Origin of the sequence: Clostridium fessum, assembly GCF_003024715.1 — a bacterium.
GTDB lineage: Bacteria > Bacillota > Clostridia > Lachnospirales > Lachnospiraceae > Otoolea > Otoolea fessa.
In genome coordinates this window covers 678342-695214 of the sequence record NZ_PYLO01000001.1, presented here as the reverse complement: position 1 = coordinate 695214, position 16873 = coordinate 678342, and the positions used below count along the sequence as shown (strand labels likewise).

The following is a 16873-nucleotide window of genomic DNA, read 5'->3' as shown; positions in this document are numbered from 1 at the left end:
TCTTTTTCGTCTCGTATGCGATTTTTTATCGTCTTTATTTTTTCTCCACCCCATGCTCACTCATCAAAGATTTCATCACATAAGCATAAATCTCTTGGCTTCGATCCTTCCAGTGATTGCACATGATTTCCGCCTGCTCCTTATCCGGAACGGAGATATCGAGATTGACAAGAACGGCTTTTCCTTCCCGCACCTCGCAGTGAACGATGTAGTCCTGATTGGTCGATTTATAGAAATCGGAGATCAGTCCTACCTCGTTTCGCATGCGGAAGCGGTTCTGTTTCAGGTATTCATCCATGTCGCTGACGATGGCAGGAGAGATGTTTTTGCCGAAAAATTCCAGCGTTTCCTCGCCCTCCTTAGTGATCTCATAGCGGGAGCTGTTCCGCATCGTCTCCTTTTTTACCAGACCTGCATCCAGAAGCTCGTTCAAAGCCTGCTGGAGTGTGAAATACGTGGTGTACTCACGATCCAGGAAAAAATTGGAGAGCTGCGCGTTGGTCAGCGGAAAATTGACCTGGTGCAGCATATAGAGATTCATCAGTTTGTAAAGTGTCATCGGTTCAGCCAGCATGGAAAAACTCCTTTATTATTATTTCGTAACTGTGTAAATTTTGTGCGGTTCTTACGGTAAATGCGAGAATCGCTTGAATTGTTACGTTTATTTCTTAATGTGTTCCTTCACAGCCTTGGAAACAGCGTCAGCTACACGCGGATCAAATGCTGCCGGAAGAATGTTCTCGTCGCTCAATTCGTTGTCATCAACCAGAGCAGCAATTGCGTTGGCAGCAGCCAGTTTCATTTCTTCGGTGATAGCGGTTGCACGTCCTTCCAGAGCGCCGCGGAAGATGCCTGGGAAGATGAGAACATTGTTGACCTGGTTCGGGAAATCGGAACGTCCGGTTCCTACGACTCTTGCACCAGCAGCTTTTGCCAGATCCGGCATGATCTCCGGAACCGGGTTTGCCATTGCGAAGAGAATGGAATCCTTATTCATGGAAGCAACCATCTCCTGGGAAACGATGCCCGGAGCAGACACGCCTACGAAGATGTCAGCGCCTTTTAATGCATCGGCAAGTGTGCCCGTCTTGTGCTCTAAGTTGGTAACTTCGACCATCTTTTCCTGCATCCAGTTAAGCCCTTCCATGCCCTTGCAGAGCATACCGGTCTTATCACACATGGTGATATGCGGGAATCCGTAGTTTAAGAGCAGTTTGGTGATGGCAACGCCTGCGCTTCCGGCGCCGTTGACAACAACTCGGCAGTCTTCCTTCTTCTTGCCGGTTACTTTCAGGGCGTTGATGATACCTGCCAGTACGACGATGGCGGTTCCGTGCTGATCATCGTGGAAAACCGGAATGTTTAACAGTTTCTTTAAACGTTCCTCGATCTCAAAGCAGCGCGGTGCGGAGATGTCCTCCAGGTTGATACCGCCGAATGCCGGGGCAATGCGGACAACTGTCTCGATGATCTCCTCGGTGTCCTGTGTGTCGAGGCAGATCGGGAATGCATTGATGCCGCCGAACTCTTTAAACAGAACGGCTTTTCCTTCCATAACCGGCATAGCTGCTAACGGTCCGATATTGCCAAGTCCCAGAACGGCGCTTCCGTCGGAGACAACGGCTACAGTGTTGGACTTGATGGTGTAGCGGTATGCAGCTTCCGGATCTTTTGCAATTACCTTACATGGTTCTGCAACGCCCGGTGTGTATGCCAGAGCCAGATCCTCTCTGGTTTTTACCTGTACTTTGGAGACGGTATCGAGCTTGCCGTTCCATTTTTCATGAAGTTCGAGTGCTTTTTCATTGATCGTCATGGTTTTTATCCTTTCGAATGCTTTCATTTTATTCTTACATTATAATAGCAATTTTGACATTTTAAATCAAGATGCATATTTTAGAATGCAGGAAGGGCAGTACCATGTTACTGTACACACACAGTACCACTTATTTATAATACTTATACCTATCATGTAGCATAGCATATAAATGAAGTCCGTAAATGTTATTTTTATGCATAAAACACATGAAAAATGCATAAAACACGTTTTTATACAAAAATTATTCATAAAAATGCAAAAAAAGTATTGCATAATTAGGATCAAGGAGGTATAATCTGGGTAATTTCACGTGAGGCATATAAATCTGCCGGTCTTAGTTGACTGGATGGACAAAGAAAAAAGCATCACGCAGGCAAATGATTGGAGGAAATGAAAAATGGCTAAGAAATATAATAAAATTGTTCTTGCATATTCAGGCGGTCTGGACACATCGGTTTTAATCCCGTGGCTGAAAGAAAACTATGGCTGTGAGGTTATCGCAGTTTCCGCTGACGTAGGTCAGGGTGCGGAGCTGGATGGTCTGGAAGAGAAGGCATTAAAGACAGGTGCTTCCAAGCTGTACATCGAGGATCTGAAGAAAGAGTTCGTAGATGAGTACATCATCCCGACCATGAAGGCTGGCGCTACTTATGAGCATTACCTGTTAGGTACTTCCTTCGCTCGTCCGATTATCGCTAAGAGAATCGTTGAAATTGCGAAGAAAGAGGGCGCAGACGCTATCTGCCACGGCTGTACCGGTAAAGGAAACGATCAGGTTCGTTTCGAACTGGCTATCAAGGCATTTGCTCCGCAGATGGATGTTATCGCTCCGTGGCGTTTCTGGGAACTGAATTCCCGTGAAAAAGAGATCGAGTACGCAGAGGCTCACAACATTCCGTTAAAGATTACGAAAGAGACCAACTACTCCAAGGATAAGAACCTGTGGCATCTGTCCCATGAGGGTCTGGATCTGGAGGATCCGGCAAACGAGGCTCCGATCAACAAACCTGGATTCCTTGAGTTGGGCGTATCTCCGGAGAATGCACCGGATAAAGCTGCTTATGTAACCATCCACTTCGAGAAGGGTGTTCCGACCAGTGTAAATGGCGAGGAGATGGATGCAGAGAAGGTAATCGAGACTCTGAACAAATTAGGCGGTGAGAATGGCTGTGGTCTGCTGGATATCGTAGAGAACCGTCTGGTTGGCATGAAGAGCCGCGGTGTTTATGAGACTCCTGGCGGAGCTATTCTTTACAAGGCACATGAGAAACTGGAAGAAATCACTCTGGACAAAGAGACACAGCACTACAAACAGCAGCTGGCTCTCAAGTTCGCTGAGTTAGTATACAACGGTCAGTGGTACACACCGCTTCGCAAGGCGATGAGCGCATTTGTTGATTCCACACAGGAGACCGTAACCGGTGATGTAAAACTGAAACTCTACAAGGGCAACATTATTCCGGCATCTGTTACATCCCCGTACAGCCTGTATTCCGCAGGTATGGCTACCTTCGATGAGGATGACTGCTACGATCAGGCAGATTCCGCTGGATTCATCAACCTGTTTGGACTTCCGATCAAGGTTCGCGCCCTGAACGACGAAGTTCTGGCAGCAAAGACCGGCGAGCATTTTCCAGACGTAGAGTAATTTAGGAAAATAATAAATAATCTGCAGGCGACAAGCCCGCAGCCGATGGTGACCATTGGTTTTCCGGTATCTGCCGGTTCCAATGGTCGCATTGGTTCTAAATCAGAGAATAAAAAGGAGTTTACACTTATGGCAAAGTTATGGGCAGGACGATTCGGAAAAGAGACGGATCTGGAGGTGAATGATTTTAACTCATCGATTTCCTTTGACTGTCGTCTTTATAAGGAAGATATCACAGGCTCCATGGCCCATGCGGCTATGCTGGGCAAGCAGGGCATCATTGCGAAGGAAGAATCAGACAAGATTATCGAAGGACTGAAAGGTATCTTAGCGGATATCGAGGCGGGCAAGATTCATTTCTCACAGGATTATGAGGATATTCATATGAATGTAGAGCAGATTCTGACCGAGCGCATCGGCGATGCCGGAAAACGTCTTCATACGGCGAGATCCAGAAATGATCAGGTTGCACTGGATATGCGTCTTTACGTGAAGAAAGAGATCGTGGCAATCAAGAAAGAAATCATCGATTTCATGGAAGCACTCTGTGAGAGCGCGAAAAATAATCTGGAGACTGTTATGCCGGGGTATACGCACCTGCAGCGGGCACAGCCGGTTACATTTGGACATTATATGATGGCATACGCCAATATGATGCGCCGCGATGTGATCCGTCTGGAAAACTGCTTAGAGGGCATGGATGATATGCCGCTCGGCTCAGGCGCACTGGCTTCCACCACATATCCGATTGACCGTGATTTTGTACGCCAGCAGCTTGGTTTTGCCAGAGTGACCAACAACTCCCTGGATGGTGTTTCTGACCGCGATTACTGCGTGGAGCTGACAGCCGCTTTATCCATCCTGATGATGCATCTGTCCCGTTTCTCTGAGGAAATTATTTCCTGGTGCTCCTGGGAGTTCAAGTTTGTAGAGCTGGATGATGCATTCTCCACCGGTTCTTCCATTATGCCCCAGAAGAAAAATCCGGATGTATGCGAGCTGGTCCGCGGCAAGACAGGACGTGTCTACGGCGATTTATTTACTCTTCTTACAATGTTAAAGGGCATTCCGCTGGCATACAACAAAGATATGCAGGAAGACAAAGAGGCTGTCTTTGATGCGATTGACACCGTAAAACAGTGCCTGCGTGTGCTGACACCGATGTTCTCTACGATGCAGATTCTGAAAGACAATATGAAGAAAGCCGCTCTGAAGGGCTTTATCAATGCAACGGACTGTGCAGATTACCTGACCAAGAAGGGAATGCCGTTCCGTGATGCATACAAGACAGTCGGACAGCTGGTTGCACAGTGTGTACGTGAGGACAAGTCTTTAGCCGATCTGACTCTGGAAGAATACAAGACGCATTCGGATGCCTTTGAGAATGACGTATATGAAGCGATAGACTTAAAGACCTGTGTACGTGGACGTAAGGTGATTGGTGGACCGGCTCCGGAGGAAGTAACCCGTCAGATTTTGGTGATTGAGAAGTTTGTGAGCGAGCACGAAACGGTTTAGTGCATTCTGGTCAGCGCCGGATGCGGATGGTGATGGCTGCGTAAGCAATGACGGGCGTTGGAAATGTGACATAAGAAAGACGGATAGGAAACGGGGGACGAACAATGGCGAAACCGAAGATTTATATAGACGGAAAAGAAGGAACAACCGGACTGCAGATTTATGATCGTCTGGCCGGGAGAGAGGATATCGAACTGCTTCTGATTGATGAAGAAAAGCGGAAAGACAGTGAAGAACGGCGGAAACTGATTCACGCAGCAGATATTGTATTCTTGTGTCTGCCGGATATGGCGGCGATCGATGCGGTTGCGCTGGCAGAAGGTTCCAAGGCACGTATCATCGATGCCTCTACCGCACACCGGACGGCAGCCGGATGGACGTATGGTATGGCAGAGCTTTCGAATGCACATCGCGAGGCAATTCAGAAATCGAACCGCGTAGCGAATCCAGGCTGTCATGCGACCGGATTTATCACTTCAACGTATCCGCTGGTTGCACAGGGCGTGATTCCGAAGGATTATCCGATGACGGTATTTTCGCTGACTGGCTATTCGGGCGGCGGCAAAAAGATGATTGCCGAGTATGAATCCCCAGAGAAGCCGCAGAGTTATTTTGCACCCCGTATCTATGGCCTGACTCTGAAACATAAACATCTGCCGGAAATGCAGAAAATCTGCGGACTGGACTTCCCGCCGGTATTCAGTCCGATCGTGGATGACTACTATAAAGGAATGGCAGTCACGATTCAGCTTCAGAACCGCCTGCTTCCGGGGAAGCCGACCGCGGAAGATATCTACGAGAAGCTGGCTGGCTGGTATGACGGACAGAAGCTCATTAAGGTACATCCGTTTGGATATGACGGTATGATCGCGGCGGCAGATATGGCAGGCCGAGACAGTCTGGAGCTGATTGTCAATGGTCACGGGGAACAGACCATGGTGACGGCGCTCTTTGATAATCTTGGAAAGGGTGCTTCAGGCGCAGCCGTTCAGAACATGAACCTGATGCTTGGATTTGAGGAGACAGCTGGACTGGCACTATAGAGGGGTTGAGAGATAAAACCATAAATTAGCTGCGGGGGACTATAGACACGAAGTTATATAAAAATGTACTCTCGGAGTCTTTCTGCACTTGCTTTTGTGGCTGATTTTCCGCCAGCCGCACCCGAATTTCATCAACGTACGCGCCGCGTACGCCTCAGAAATTTGGGCACAACTGACAAAAAAACATCTCACAAAATCAAGCACAGAAAGATTCCGAGAGTACATTAAAAATGACAGGAGGAATGTCATATGAAGATAATCGAAGGCGGTGTTTGTGCTGCAAAAGGATTTAAAGCGGGCGCGATGCGCTGTGGAATCCGTAAATCTCATACAAAAAAGGATCTGGCGATGATCCTTTCGGACTGTGTCTGCAACGCATCGGCGGTTTATACGACCAACCGCGTCAAGGCATCACCGATTTTACTGACAAAGGAACATCTGGCCGACGGAAAGGCACAGGCGGTTATTGTCAATTCCGGAAATGCGAACGCGTGCGCTCCGTTTGGCATGGAGAATGCAAGAAGACAGGCAAAGGCAGGCGCGCGAGCGCTGGGCGTTTCGGAGGAAAATGTAATCGTAGCATCGACCGGCGTCATCGGTCAGACGCTTCCGGTTGAGGCGATCGAGGCTCATGCAGGCGAGATGGAGATGAAATATGACAACTCCCTGGTAGCTGCAGAAGCGATCATGACGACCGATACAAAAGTGAAGACGATCGCTGTTGAATTTGATGTAGATGGAACAACCTGCCACATCGGCGGTATCTGTAAGGGTTCCGGCATGATTCACCCGAATATGGGAACGATGCTGTGCTTCATCACAACCGATTGTGCAGTCAGCAGCGAGATGATCCGCAAGGCGCTGTTATTCAATGTAAAACGTACCTTCAACCGTGTGACTGTTGACGGCGATACTTCCACCAACGATATGTGTACCGTTCTGGCAAATGGTATGGCTGGCAATGCGGAGATTACTGCAGAAGATCCGGCATACGAGGCATTCCGCGAGGCATTGCAGACGGTTATGCAGGATCTGGCTCGTAAGATTGCGGCAGACGGCGAGGGCGCAAGCAAGCTGATGACCTGTACCGTGAAGGGAGCGAAGGACGAGGAGACAGCCGAGGTACTGGCAAAATCCATCGCCGGTTCTTCCCTGACCAAAGCAGCAATGTTCGGTTCCGATGCGAACTGGGGACGCGTTCTCTGCGCGATGGGCTATTCCGGAGCTGAGTTTAACACGGAGAAAGTGTTAGTCGAGTTTGCTTCCAAAGAGGGCAGCATTGCGGTCTGTGAGGACGGCAGAGGACTTGATTTTGATGAAGATCTGGCAAAGAAAATCTTAAGCCAGGATGAAGTGGAGATCAATGTAACGCTTCAGGAAGGCAGCGGAAGCGCTACCTGCTGGGGATGCGATTTGACCTATGATTATGTGAAGATTAATGGAGATTATCGGACGTGATGAAAACAGGATCAAAAATGAGCGCAGAAGTCCTGGTAGAGGCACTGCCTTATATTCAGGAATATGCAGGTAAAATTATCGTTGTAAAATACGGCGGAAACGCCATGATTAATGAAGATTTAAAGCAGGCGGTGATTGAGGATATCGTCCTTTTAAATCTGGTAGGCATCAAGGTCGTGCTGGTACACGGAGGCGGTCCGGAGATTTCGGAGATGCTCAAAAAAACCGGAAAAGAGTCTAAATTTGTCAAAGGTCTGCGCTACACAGACCGCGAGACGATGGATATTGTCCAGATGATTCTCTGCGGCAAGGTTAACAAAAACCTTGTTTCCCTGTTTGAGAAAGCAGGCGGACATGCCGTTGGTCTGGGCGGCATGGACGGCGGACTCTTCAAGGCGATCCAGTTAGTCGATCCGGATGGAACGGAATACGGCTATGTGGGAGATATTAAAGAAGTCAATGAGAAAGTCGTTCTCGATGTTTTAAATGAGGGCTTTATCCCGGTTGTTTCCTCCGTGGCAGCAGGCATGGACGAGGAGACAAACTATAACATCAATGCAGATACGGCAGCGGAGAAGCTGGCGGTGGCACTGAAAGCGAAAAAACTGATTCTTCTGACGGATGTATGCGGTCTGATGCGCGATCCGAAAGACGATTCGACATTGATTCCGAGACTGAAAGTTTCCGAGGTTCCGGCACTCATCAAAGAGGGCGTGATCTCCGGCGGCATGATTCCGAAGGTAGATTGCTGCGTTGAGGCAGTGCGCCAGGGCGTAGAACGTGCCAATATCCAGGATGGTCGTGTGCCGCACTCGATTCTGGTCGAGCTTTTGAGCGATGACGGTGTAGGAACCATGTTCTCGTAAACAGCAGATGAACTAGATTCTGCACGAATCCGGGCTGTTTTAGCTGAAATGCAGGACGGATGCTGGAAGCTTTGCGGGCAGATGTGGGCGTTAGGAGGTTTTTTATGACATTTGAAGAAATCAAGCAGGGCGAAGAAACATATATCATGCATACATACGGCCGCTTTCCGATTGCGCTGGATCACGGAAAAGGCGCGACGCTGTGGGATACGGAGGGAAAGAAATACATTGATCTGACCTCCGGCATCGGTGTCAACAGTCTTGGCCATGACAACGATGCGCTGACGACTGCGATATCGGAGCAGGCACATAAGCTGATGCACGCCTGCAACCTGTATTACACCGAGCCTATGGTGCAGGCAGCAAAGAAATTGGTCGATGCAGCCGGAATGGGAAAAATCTTTTTTGCAAACTCCGGTGCGGAAGCCAACGAGGGCATGATCAAGCTGGCAAGAAAGTATTCCTTTGACAAATACGGCGAGGGAAGAAATAAGATTATCACGCTGAAACAGTCCTTCCACGGACGTACCGTGACGACATTAAAGGCAACCGGACAGGACAAGTTTCATCAGTATTTCTTCCCATTTACGGAAGGATTTGATTATGCAGCAGCCAATGATATCGAAGACATGAAGCGCAAGATCGATGGTACGACCTGCGCTGTCATGATGGAGATGATTCAGGGCGAGGGCGGCGTCCTTCCGCTTGATAAGGAATTTGTACAGGCAACTGCCGAGTTCTGCAAGGAGAAGGACATCCTGCTTCTGATTGACGAGGTTCAGACGGGCATCGGACGTACCGGAAGCCTGTTCTGCTATGAGCAGTACGGCGTTCAGCCGAACATCATCAGTATGGCCAAGGGACTCGGCGGCGGTGTTCCGATCGGTGCTGTCATGGCGGATAAGAAATGCCAGGATGTACTGGGCGCCGGTACGCACGGTACAACCTTCGGCGGCAATCCGCTCTGCTGTGCGGCTGCCAATACCGTATTAGATATCGTAAATAAGCCGGAATTCCTGAAATCGGTTCAGGAAAAGGGCGAGTACCTGAAAAAGGAGATTTTAGCGATCGGTTCTCCAAAGGTAAAGACTGTTCGCGGCATGGGATTGATGTTAGGCATCGTAGTGGACAAAGATGAGAGAGCTGCGATGGTCAGTCAGTTGATGGAAAAAGGCGTCCTGGTCCTGACAGCCGGTACAGAGGCGATCCGTCTGCTTCCGCCACTTGTCATCACGAAAGAGGAGATGGACGAGGCAATCGCTGCTATGAGGGAGGTATTTTAGACATGAAGCATTTATTAAAGCTGTTAGACTGCACACCGGAGGAGATTACCTCGATCCTGGATCTGGCAGATCAGTTAAAATATGAACGAAAACATCACATTTCACATCGTCTTCTGGAGGGCAAATCTATCGGCCTGATTTTCCAGAAGTCATCCACCCGTACCAGAGTTTCCTTTGAGACAGGTATGTTCCAGCTCGGCGGACAGGCACTGTTCCTTTCCTCCCGCGACTTACAGATCGGACGCGGTGAGCCGGTACAGGATACCGCACGCGTACTGTCCCGTTATCTGGACGGCATCATGATCCGTACCTATGAGCAGAAAGAAGTGGAGGATCTGGCAAAATACGGTTCTATCCCGATCATCAACGGTCTGACTGATTTCTGCCATCCGTGCCAGGTACTGGCTGACCTGATGACGATCCGTGAGAAATACGGCGTACTGAAAGGGCTCAAGATGTGTTACATCGGCGACGGCAACAACATGGCGAACTCCCTGATCGTAGGCGGTCTGAAATCGGATATGCAGGTATCTATCGCAACTCCGGATAATTACCGTCCGGCGAAGGAAGTGCTGGATTTCGCAGCTGGCAATGACGCATTTACACTGGTAAATGATCCGATCAAGGCAGTGGAAAATGCAGACGTTGTCATCACAGATACATGGACTTCCATGGGTCAGGAAGAAGAGAAGAAGATCCGCCAGCAGGCATTCCAGGGATATCAGATCAATGATGAACTGATGGCTGCGGCAAAACCGGGGGCGATGGTAATGCACTGTCTGCCGGCTTACCGTGGACAGGAGATTACCGAGAAGATCTTTGAAGAACATGCGTCAGAGATCTTTGAAGAGGCGGAAAACCGGTTGCATGCCCAGAAGGCGGTTATGGTTACGCTGATGAAATAGAAATATATAGAAATGCATAAAAATGGCAAGGTGACGCGCCAGAAGCCAAATGCCCTCCGTTGCGGTTTCGGAGCCGGTAACACTAGGCTTGCATAGATTTGTTAAAAGCAGAGTCCAAAATACAAACTCGCTTCGCTCAGACAGGTGTATTTTGAACTCTAACACAAATCTCTGCGAGCCAAGAGTTACCAAGACTCCTGCAAATGCAACGGAGGGCATTTGGCTTCTGGCGCTGTATGTTGTATGCTTTTTGGGGTGTTTAAAAAGTGGAAATGTATGTTATAATTGGCATAAATAGTACAATATAAAAAATTTAGCAGATTAAGAAAATTTCAGGAGGTATCAGTATGACAAAAGAGGAGATTTCAGCGCGTCAGCAGCAGGCGGCTCAGTTTCATGCAATGGGGTATAATTGTGCCCAGTCGGTGGCGTGTGCGTTTGCGGATAAGGTGGATTTGGACAAGGTGGCGCTGTTTAAGGTGACGGAGGGGCTTGGTCTTGGCATGGGCGGCATGAATGGTACCTGCGGGGCCATTTCGGCGGCGGCTGTGCTGGCGGGGCTGAAGGATAGTACCGGGGATCTGGAGCTGGCGAATTCGAAGGCGGTTTCTTATAAGGATGCCAGAGAGTGCATCGCGCGTTTCCTTGAGAAGAACCAGAGCGTGGTCTGTAGGGATTTGAAGGGTGTGGAAACAGGAAATGTGCTGCGTGCCTGTCCGGACTGCATCAGCGATGCGGTGGAGATTATCGGAGAAGTATTGTTCTAATATATCCTCACAAATTGGCACGTTTGAAACTTCAGATCTATGTTTTCCGTACCGTAGAATGAGTCAGACTGGATGGCAGATATTCTCCATTGTGTGAGAATATCTGCTTTTTATATATAAGGCTTGAAGATCTGAGAACAGGGGTGGCAGCGACTGACTTAATGCGCATCCCCTTAAATTTTTCTTAGAATACATCTAAATCCTGTCCATTTACAACGGCACCTTCATATCCGGCATCACGGATTTCCTGCAAAATGGCGGTGTTTCTGCGCGCCATCTCAGCCTCGACATCGCGGGTGTTGTCCTGGATTTCCATGTGATAGATACGGTGGTAGGTAACCAGAAGCCGCGGGTGCGCTTTGGCGGCAATCTTTGCCAGATCAACGCTGAGAGTGTGAACTTCCTGGTGGTATTTCTGCCATTTTGGCTCTCTGGCGGAGAGTCCGGCGGTGTACTCGACCTCATGGAGGAGAATATCGCAGCCTTCCGCTTTCTGCGCCACGATCTCAAGCGGAGCCGTGTCACCGCTGATCACGATCACCTTATCCGGTGTTGTAAACTTAAATCCGTAGCTTTCAAGCGTACCGTGGCTGACTGGAAATGCCTCAACCGTCACGCGGTCATCCTGATAAATGATACTAGGCTGGATATCGGTAGTTTCGACTTTGTAGCCATTTTCGTTGGCTTTTTCAAAGCCGTGGATACGGAAGTCGATGTCCGTCTCATATGCTTTTAAAATATGTTCGGTCATGTTCTGGATGCCTTTTGGACCGAATACTTTCAGCGGCTTCGGGCGTTCCAGCACCCACGGGGTAAAAATGAGATCCGGATAGCCGGCCGTGTGGTCGGTGTGCAGATGTGTGCAGAATGCGATCATCAGCCGGTCCGGGCGCAGGGCATCAATTCCCTGTTGGTATGCTTTCGCCGCCTGACGGACAACGCCAGGACCAAAATCTACAAGATAAGCGCGGTCGCCTACGACAACTGCGGAAGAAGGACCGCTGGCATTCGGGCAGGCATTCGGGGTGCCGGTTCCGAGAAGTACAAGCTTTGTTTCCATCATAAATATTCATCTCCTAAATTCATATGTAATATATTTTGCGCGAAATCATGAAAATAGTTCGGGCAAATTAGATGTGTTCAGCCTTTGCACAGGTAAACACCGTGTCAAAGGCTGCATATATGTTTCGATCATTTTGTTTTCATCAAGTGAAAGGTTTAATTTTGAGCGTCGTCTGTATGCCGGATGGAGATTCCCGTAAATCCATAGAAAATACTGAACAAAGGAGTTAAGTACAGTAAGAACAGGTACGGGAAGAATACGGACCAGGCAACGCCGAGGGTTCCAGACATGTATACACAGTAACCGTGCCACGGAATCATCGGACCGGATAAAGTACCTGCGTCCTCAAGGGTACGGGAAAGGATTTCCGGTGCGATTTTTCTGGATTTGAACAGCGGTTTCATCATATTTCCAGTCAGGACGTGGGACATCGGCTGGGAACAGCTGATTAAGCTGGTTACATAGCCGACTAAAAGGCTTGCTGCAATCAGGCTGCCATCGCTGTTGATGTGATTTACGATGGCGTTTAAGAGATTGCCGAGAACGCCAAGGCGATCCAGCATACCGCCCATACCAACTGCAAAGCAGATGATTGCCACATACTGAAGCATGCTGCTCATACCGCCGCGGTTTAAGATGGTCTGTAAAATACCTTCCTCAATGCTGGTACTGTATCCGTTGTAAGCAACACGGATGATACTCTGCAAAGTTGCGCCCTGATAGAAGAAAGAGACAGCTCCGGCGCAGATGGCGGAAAGACCAAGGGAGACAACCGCGTTTACTTTGCATAAAAGCAGAATAATGATTGCGATGGCTGGCAGCAGAGTGATGAAGCCAAGTTTAAACTCACCTTGCAGGGCATCGATGTATGTCAGAAGATTTCCAGTTTCATAGTTCCCTGAAGTCTGGCTGATGCCAAGAATTACAAAGAGAACCAGGCTGATGACAAAGGTCGGAAGCGTGGTCCAGAGCATGGAACGCACGTGGTCGTTTAATTTAGAGCCAGCAACCGCTGGAGCCAGGTTGGTTGTGTCGGAAAGCGGGCTTAATTTGTCACCGAACATCGCGCCGCAGATGACAGCACCTGCCACCATGCCAGGATGGATGCCCATCGCGTTGCCGATTGCCATCATGGCAACACCGGCACTGCCGACGGAACCGTAGGAGGTTCCGGTCACAAGGCTTAATACGGCACAGAAAATCAGGGTCAGAGGCAGCAGCCAGGTCGGGTTGATCAGTTTTAAACCGCCGACAATGATGGTTGCAATCGTGCCGCTTTGCAGCCAGGTACCGATCATGACGCCGATTGCCATGAGCAGGCACAGGGTAGGAACGACAACCCGGATCGCGTCGTAAGCGCCGTTTACAACATGCTCATAATTTATGCGTAATACCTTACAAAACAGATAGATGATGATCCAGCTCATAAATAGTCCAATCATCGGTCCGCCCGTTTTCAGCCGGATGCAGACTGCAACCGCTCCGATGATCAGGAGCAGAAGCAGAAGCGACTGAGGCATGTTTAATTTTTTGTCTTCGCTCATAACATAGTTCCTCCCTAATGTGAAAGTCGTGCTTTTTTGAATTTAATGCGTTGAGGTTTAACGCGTTAAATTGTAAATTTATTTTCATTATATAGAATAATTCCGAAAAAATCAACCGTAGGAATAATATTTATTTGGCTCAAGGGAGAAGAGGTGCAGGTGATGTTCCGTGATGTGAAGAATTATGATATAATGAGCGCAAGTGAGCCAGAAAGCTGCTTGCAGATTTATGGCGAACGGCGAATGGCGATCACGATAGCTGCGTCAGCAGCGGTAAGCATCGAAGATGCGAATCGTGATATAATGGCAGAATTACTTAAAAATTTGACAGGAGAATGTTATGGAACAGAGGATTCAGTTATCGGATCATTTCGGTTTTGGGAGATTGATCCGGTTTACAATTCCATCTATTTTAATGATGATTTTTACCTCCATTTACGGAGTGGTAGATGGATATTTTGTATCGAATTTTGTAGGAAAAACGCCGTTTGCGGCGGTCAATTTCATTATGCCGTTTCTGATGGTCGTAGGTGCCATGGGATTTATGTTCGGCACGGGTGGAAGTGCCCTGATTGCCCGGATTATGGGCGAGGGCAGGCGTGAGAAGGCCCAGGAGATTTTTTCCCTTCTGATCGCTGCGACCGTTGTTTCTGGTCTGGTAATTGCGGTTATCAGTATTCTGTTTTTACCGCAGATCGCTGCCTTTCTTGGCGCTAAGGGAGGGATGCTGGCGGACTGCATCCGGTATGGACGGATCATTCTGGTGGCGCTTCCGTTTTTAATGCTGCAGTATGCGTTTGGCAGCCTTTCCGTGACGGCGGAGAAGCCGAAGCTGGGGCTGATTGTAACGATCATTTCGGGTGTGCTCAATATGACGGGAGATGTTCTGTTCATGGGGGTGTTCCATTGGGGAATTGCCGGAGCGGCGATGGCGACTGCGATGGGACAGATCATAGGCGGAACGATACCGCTGGTTTATTTCCTGCGGAAGAACAGCAGCAGCCTCCGCCTTCGCAGACCAAAGTGGGATGGAGGAGCGCTCAGACGTGCCTGCACCAACGGTGTATCGGAATTGATGAGCAGTATTTCCATGTCCATTGTCGGCATGCTGTATAACGCGCAGCTGATGCGCTACGCGGGAGAAAACGGAGTCGCAGCTTACGGAACCATCATGTATGTGGACTTTATTTTCCTTGCGATTTTCATCGGTTATGCGACCGGCGTAGCTCCGGTTATCAGCTATCACTACGGCGCAGGAAATAAAAAGGAGTTAAATAACCTGCTAAAGCGCAGTGTGGTTCTGATCGCGGCAGCGTCTCTGAGCATGCTGCTGCTGTCCGAGGTGATGGCGGCACCGTTGGCAGCTATTTTCGTAGGATATGATGCCGGGCTTCTGGACATGACGGTACATGCGTATTCCATTTATGCGGTTTCGTTCTTATTCTGCGGTTTCTCCATTTTCAGTTCCGCCTTTTTTACGGCGCTGGGAGATGGACTGACCTCGGCGCTGATAGCTTTTTTGCGTACTCTTGTGTTTGAAAGTGCATCGGTTATCATTCTGCCACTGCTCCTGGGCCTGAACGGAATCTGGGGTGCAATTATCGTGGCGGAATATATGTCCGTGACGGTGTCAGTTATCTTTTTGGTGGCGAAGAGAAGGAGGTATCAATATTTTTAGACGCAGCGGATTTATAACCGGCTGGATGGCATGATTTTTAGCGCCCTTTCTAAAATCGGAAAAGCAAGTGGTGCACTGGAAAAGCCACCGAAGCATAAACTATCAGTAAGTAAGCTTCAGGGTGGCTTTTTCTTTGCATACATTTCCAAAGCCTTTGACACCTGGAGAGGAACGGTCCTGTCTGGAACGCATGAAAGAGGGAGACCATGAGGCACGCAATACTCTGATAGAGCGAAATTTACGGCTGGTGGCGCATGTGACCAGAAAATATCAGGGTACAGATTATGAAATGGAAGATCTCCTGTCGATCGGCACCATCGGGCTCATTAAAGCGGTCAATACGTTTCATCCGGAGCGGGGATCGCGGTTGGCGACATATGCGGCGAAATGTATCGAGAATGCTATCCTCTCACGGATGCGTTTATGGTTCCAAACCAGTATCCCCAGAGCCGAAAAGAACCGAGATGGCGTATTTTGGCACAGGTATCCGAGAATATGTATATCCTTTGCTCTGCTTTGGACGGCTGCGTAAGGTATGCACCTATGTATATCCATAGTTTCCGACCGATCGCCCCTCGCAAGATCTTGGAAGCACAGCTGTTCAATCAGCAGTATCAGAACTACGAAGATATTCCCAATGTACCGGACAGGCTCCGTTGGTGCCGTCATCACATGGGCCTGATGCAAAAGGAAGTTGCAGAGCTGATCGGTATCAGCCGTGGACATTACATAGATTTTGAAGTCGGATATGTTGACTACTATCCAAAGGAGATTGTGGACAAGTTGGCAGAGCTATATGGAGTACCGGTGGATGACCTGCTGGATGATTACAATCGCTTCTTATATAAAGGACAAGGAAAGATGATACGAGAATATCGTGAAAGTTTGGGACTAAAAAAGAAACCGTTTGCTCGGCTGATGGGAATTTCACCTAATCTGCTTCGAGCATGGGAAGATCATCAAAAGCGAATGAACATCAATTCCTGGAACAAGTATTTCAAAGGGAAAATAAAAGCATAAGAAAAGCAGGTGAGGGGGCCTTAATCGGTTTGCTCACCTGCTTCCTTTTTTGCGGATGCGATAACCGCACCCAGCAACTCCGCCTTTTGATCGGATGGACAATTTAATTTTTTGATATACTGATTGACCATATCTGCGTGGACACCGGCTACTCGCTCTGCCAATTCACGTTTCCCCTGTTCTGTTTTAGGATAATGGACAATTACATTGATTGGAGCACTCTTTCTTGCGATACCACGCACCTCCCTCGGTATTTCAGTT

General features: G+C 48.7%; 16 protein-coding genes. 11 read left to right on the top strand and 5 right to left on the bottom strand.

Going from position 1 to position 16873, the window contains the following annotated elements; translation table 11 throughout:
- Positions 1-34: 34 nt before the first annotated feature.
- A complete protein-coding gene (locus C7U56_RS03220) occupies positions 35-574 on the bottom strand; it encodes a DUF4364 family protein (protein WP_107000108.1) in 540 nt (179 codons plus the stop codon).
- 87 nt (positions 575-661) lie between these two features.
- Positions 662-1816: an NAD(P)-dependent malic enzyme gene (locus C7U56_RS03215; protein ID WP_107000107.1), complete on the bottom strand. Its 1155-nt coding sequence runs from the start codon at positions 1814-1816 to the stop codon at positions 662-664.
- A 400-nt stretch (positions 1817-2216) separates the two neighbouring features.
- Between C7U56_RS03215 and C7U56_RS03210 the strand changes: the two genes are divergently transcribed.
- From C7U56_RS03210 to C7U56_RS03175, 8 genes are all read left to right on the top strand, one after another.
- Entirely contained in the window at positions 2217-3467 is a 1251-nt protein-coding gene (locus C7U56_RS03210) for an argininosuccinate synthase (RefSeq protein WP_107000106.1), read from the top strand.
- Between the two features lie 129 nt (positions 3468-3596).
- Positions 3597-4985, top strand: a complete 1389-nt coding sequence (gene argH / locus C7U56_RS03205; RefSeq protein ID WP_107000435.1) for an argininosuccinate lyase — start codon at positions 3597-3599, stop codon at positions 4983-4985.
- A 104-nt stretch (positions 4986-5089) separates the two neighbouring features.
- Positions 5090-6028: an N-acetyl-gamma-glutamyl-phosphate reductase gene (gene argC / locus C7U56_RS03200; RefSeq protein ID WP_107000105.1), complete on the top strand. Its 939-nt coding sequence runs from the start codon at positions 5090-5092 to the stop codon at positions 6026-6028.
- A gap of 249 nt (positions 6029-6277) precedes the next feature.
- A complete protein-coding gene (gene argJ, locus C7U56_RS03195) occupies positions 6278-7486 on the top strand; it encodes a bifunctional ornithine acetyltransferase/N-acetylglutamate synthase (RefSeq protein ID WP_107000104.1) in 1209 nt (402 codons plus the stop codon).
- On the top strand, positions 7486-8352 hold the full coding sequence (gene argB, locus C7U56_RS03190; RefSeq protein WP_107000103.1) for an acetylglutamate kinase: 867 nt from the start codon (positions 7486-7488) through the stop codon (positions 8350-8352). The genes argJ and argB overlap by 1 nt, the downstream gene beginning before the upstream one ends.
- Before the next feature lie 104 nt (positions 8353-8456).
- Entirely contained in the window at positions 8457-9635 is a 1179-nt protein-coding gene (locus tag C7U56_RS03185) for an aspartate aminotransferase family protein (RefSeq protein WP_107000102.1), read from the top strand.
- Between the two features lie 2 nt (positions 9636-9637).
- Positions 9638-10540 (top strand): ornithine carbamoyltransferase, encoded by a 903-nt coding sequence (gene argF / locus C7U56_RS03180; protein ID WP_022358782.1) that lies wholly within the window; start codon positions 9638-9640, stop codon positions 10538-10540.
- Positions 10541-10887: 347 nt separating this feature from the next.
- Positions 10888-11307 (top strand): C-GCAxxG-C-C family protein, encoded by a 420-nt coding sequence (locus tag C7U56_RS03175; protein WP_107000101.1) that lies wholly within the window; start codon positions 10888-10890, stop codon positions 11305-11307.
- Between the two features lie 184 nt (positions 11308-11491).
- Here the strand turns inward: C7U56_RS03175 and C7U56_RS03170 are convergent, their stop codons facing one another.
- Complete coding sequence (locus C7U56_RS03170) at positions 11492-12370, bottom strand: MBL fold metallo-hydrolase (RefSeq protein ID WP_107000100.1); 879 nt, start codon at positions 12368-12370, stop codon at positions 11492-11494.
- Positions 12371-12525: 155 nt separating this feature from the next.
- The gene (nhaC, locus tag C7U56_RS03165; RefSeq protein ID WP_107000099.1) at positions 12526-13914 is read right to left on the bottom strand and encodes a Na+/H+ antiporter NhaC; all 1389 of its coding nucleotides are present in this window, start codon (positions 13912-13914) and stop codon (positions 12526-12528) included.
- Between the two features lie 340 nt (positions 13915-14254).
- Between nhaC and C7U56_RS03160 the strand changes: the two genes are divergently transcribed.
- From C7U56_RS03160 to C7U56_RS03150, 3 genes are all read left to right on the top strand, one after another.
- Positions 14255-15592 (top strand): MATE family efflux transporter, encoded by a 1338-nt coding sequence (locus C7U56_RS03160; RefSeq protein WP_107000098.1) that lies wholly within the window; start codon positions 14255-14257, stop codon positions 15590-15592.
- 190 nt (positions 15593-15782) lie between these two features.
- Complete coding sequence (locus tag C7U56_RS16265) at positions 15783-16124, top strand: sigma-70 family RNA polymerase sigma factor (protein WP_420867019.1); 342 nt, start codon at positions 15783-15785, stop codon at positions 16122-16124.
- Positions 16016-16612 (top strand): helix-turn-helix domain-containing protein, encoded by a 597-nt coding sequence (locus tag C7U56_RS03150; protein ID WP_117515772.1) that lies wholly within the window; start codon positions 16016-16018, stop codon positions 16610-16612. Before C7U56_RS16265 ends, C7U56_RS03150 begins: the two co-directional genes overlap by 109 nt.
- Before the next feature lie 20 nt (positions 16613-16632).
- Here the strand turns inward: C7U56_RS03150 and C7U56_RS03145 are convergent, their stop codons facing one another.
- Entirely contained in the window at positions 16633-16776 is a 144-nt protein-coding gene (locus C7U56_RS03145; RefSeq protein ID WP_233430165.1) for a hypothetical protein, read from the bottom strand.
- Between the last annotated feature and the right edge of the window lie 97 nt (positions 16777-16873).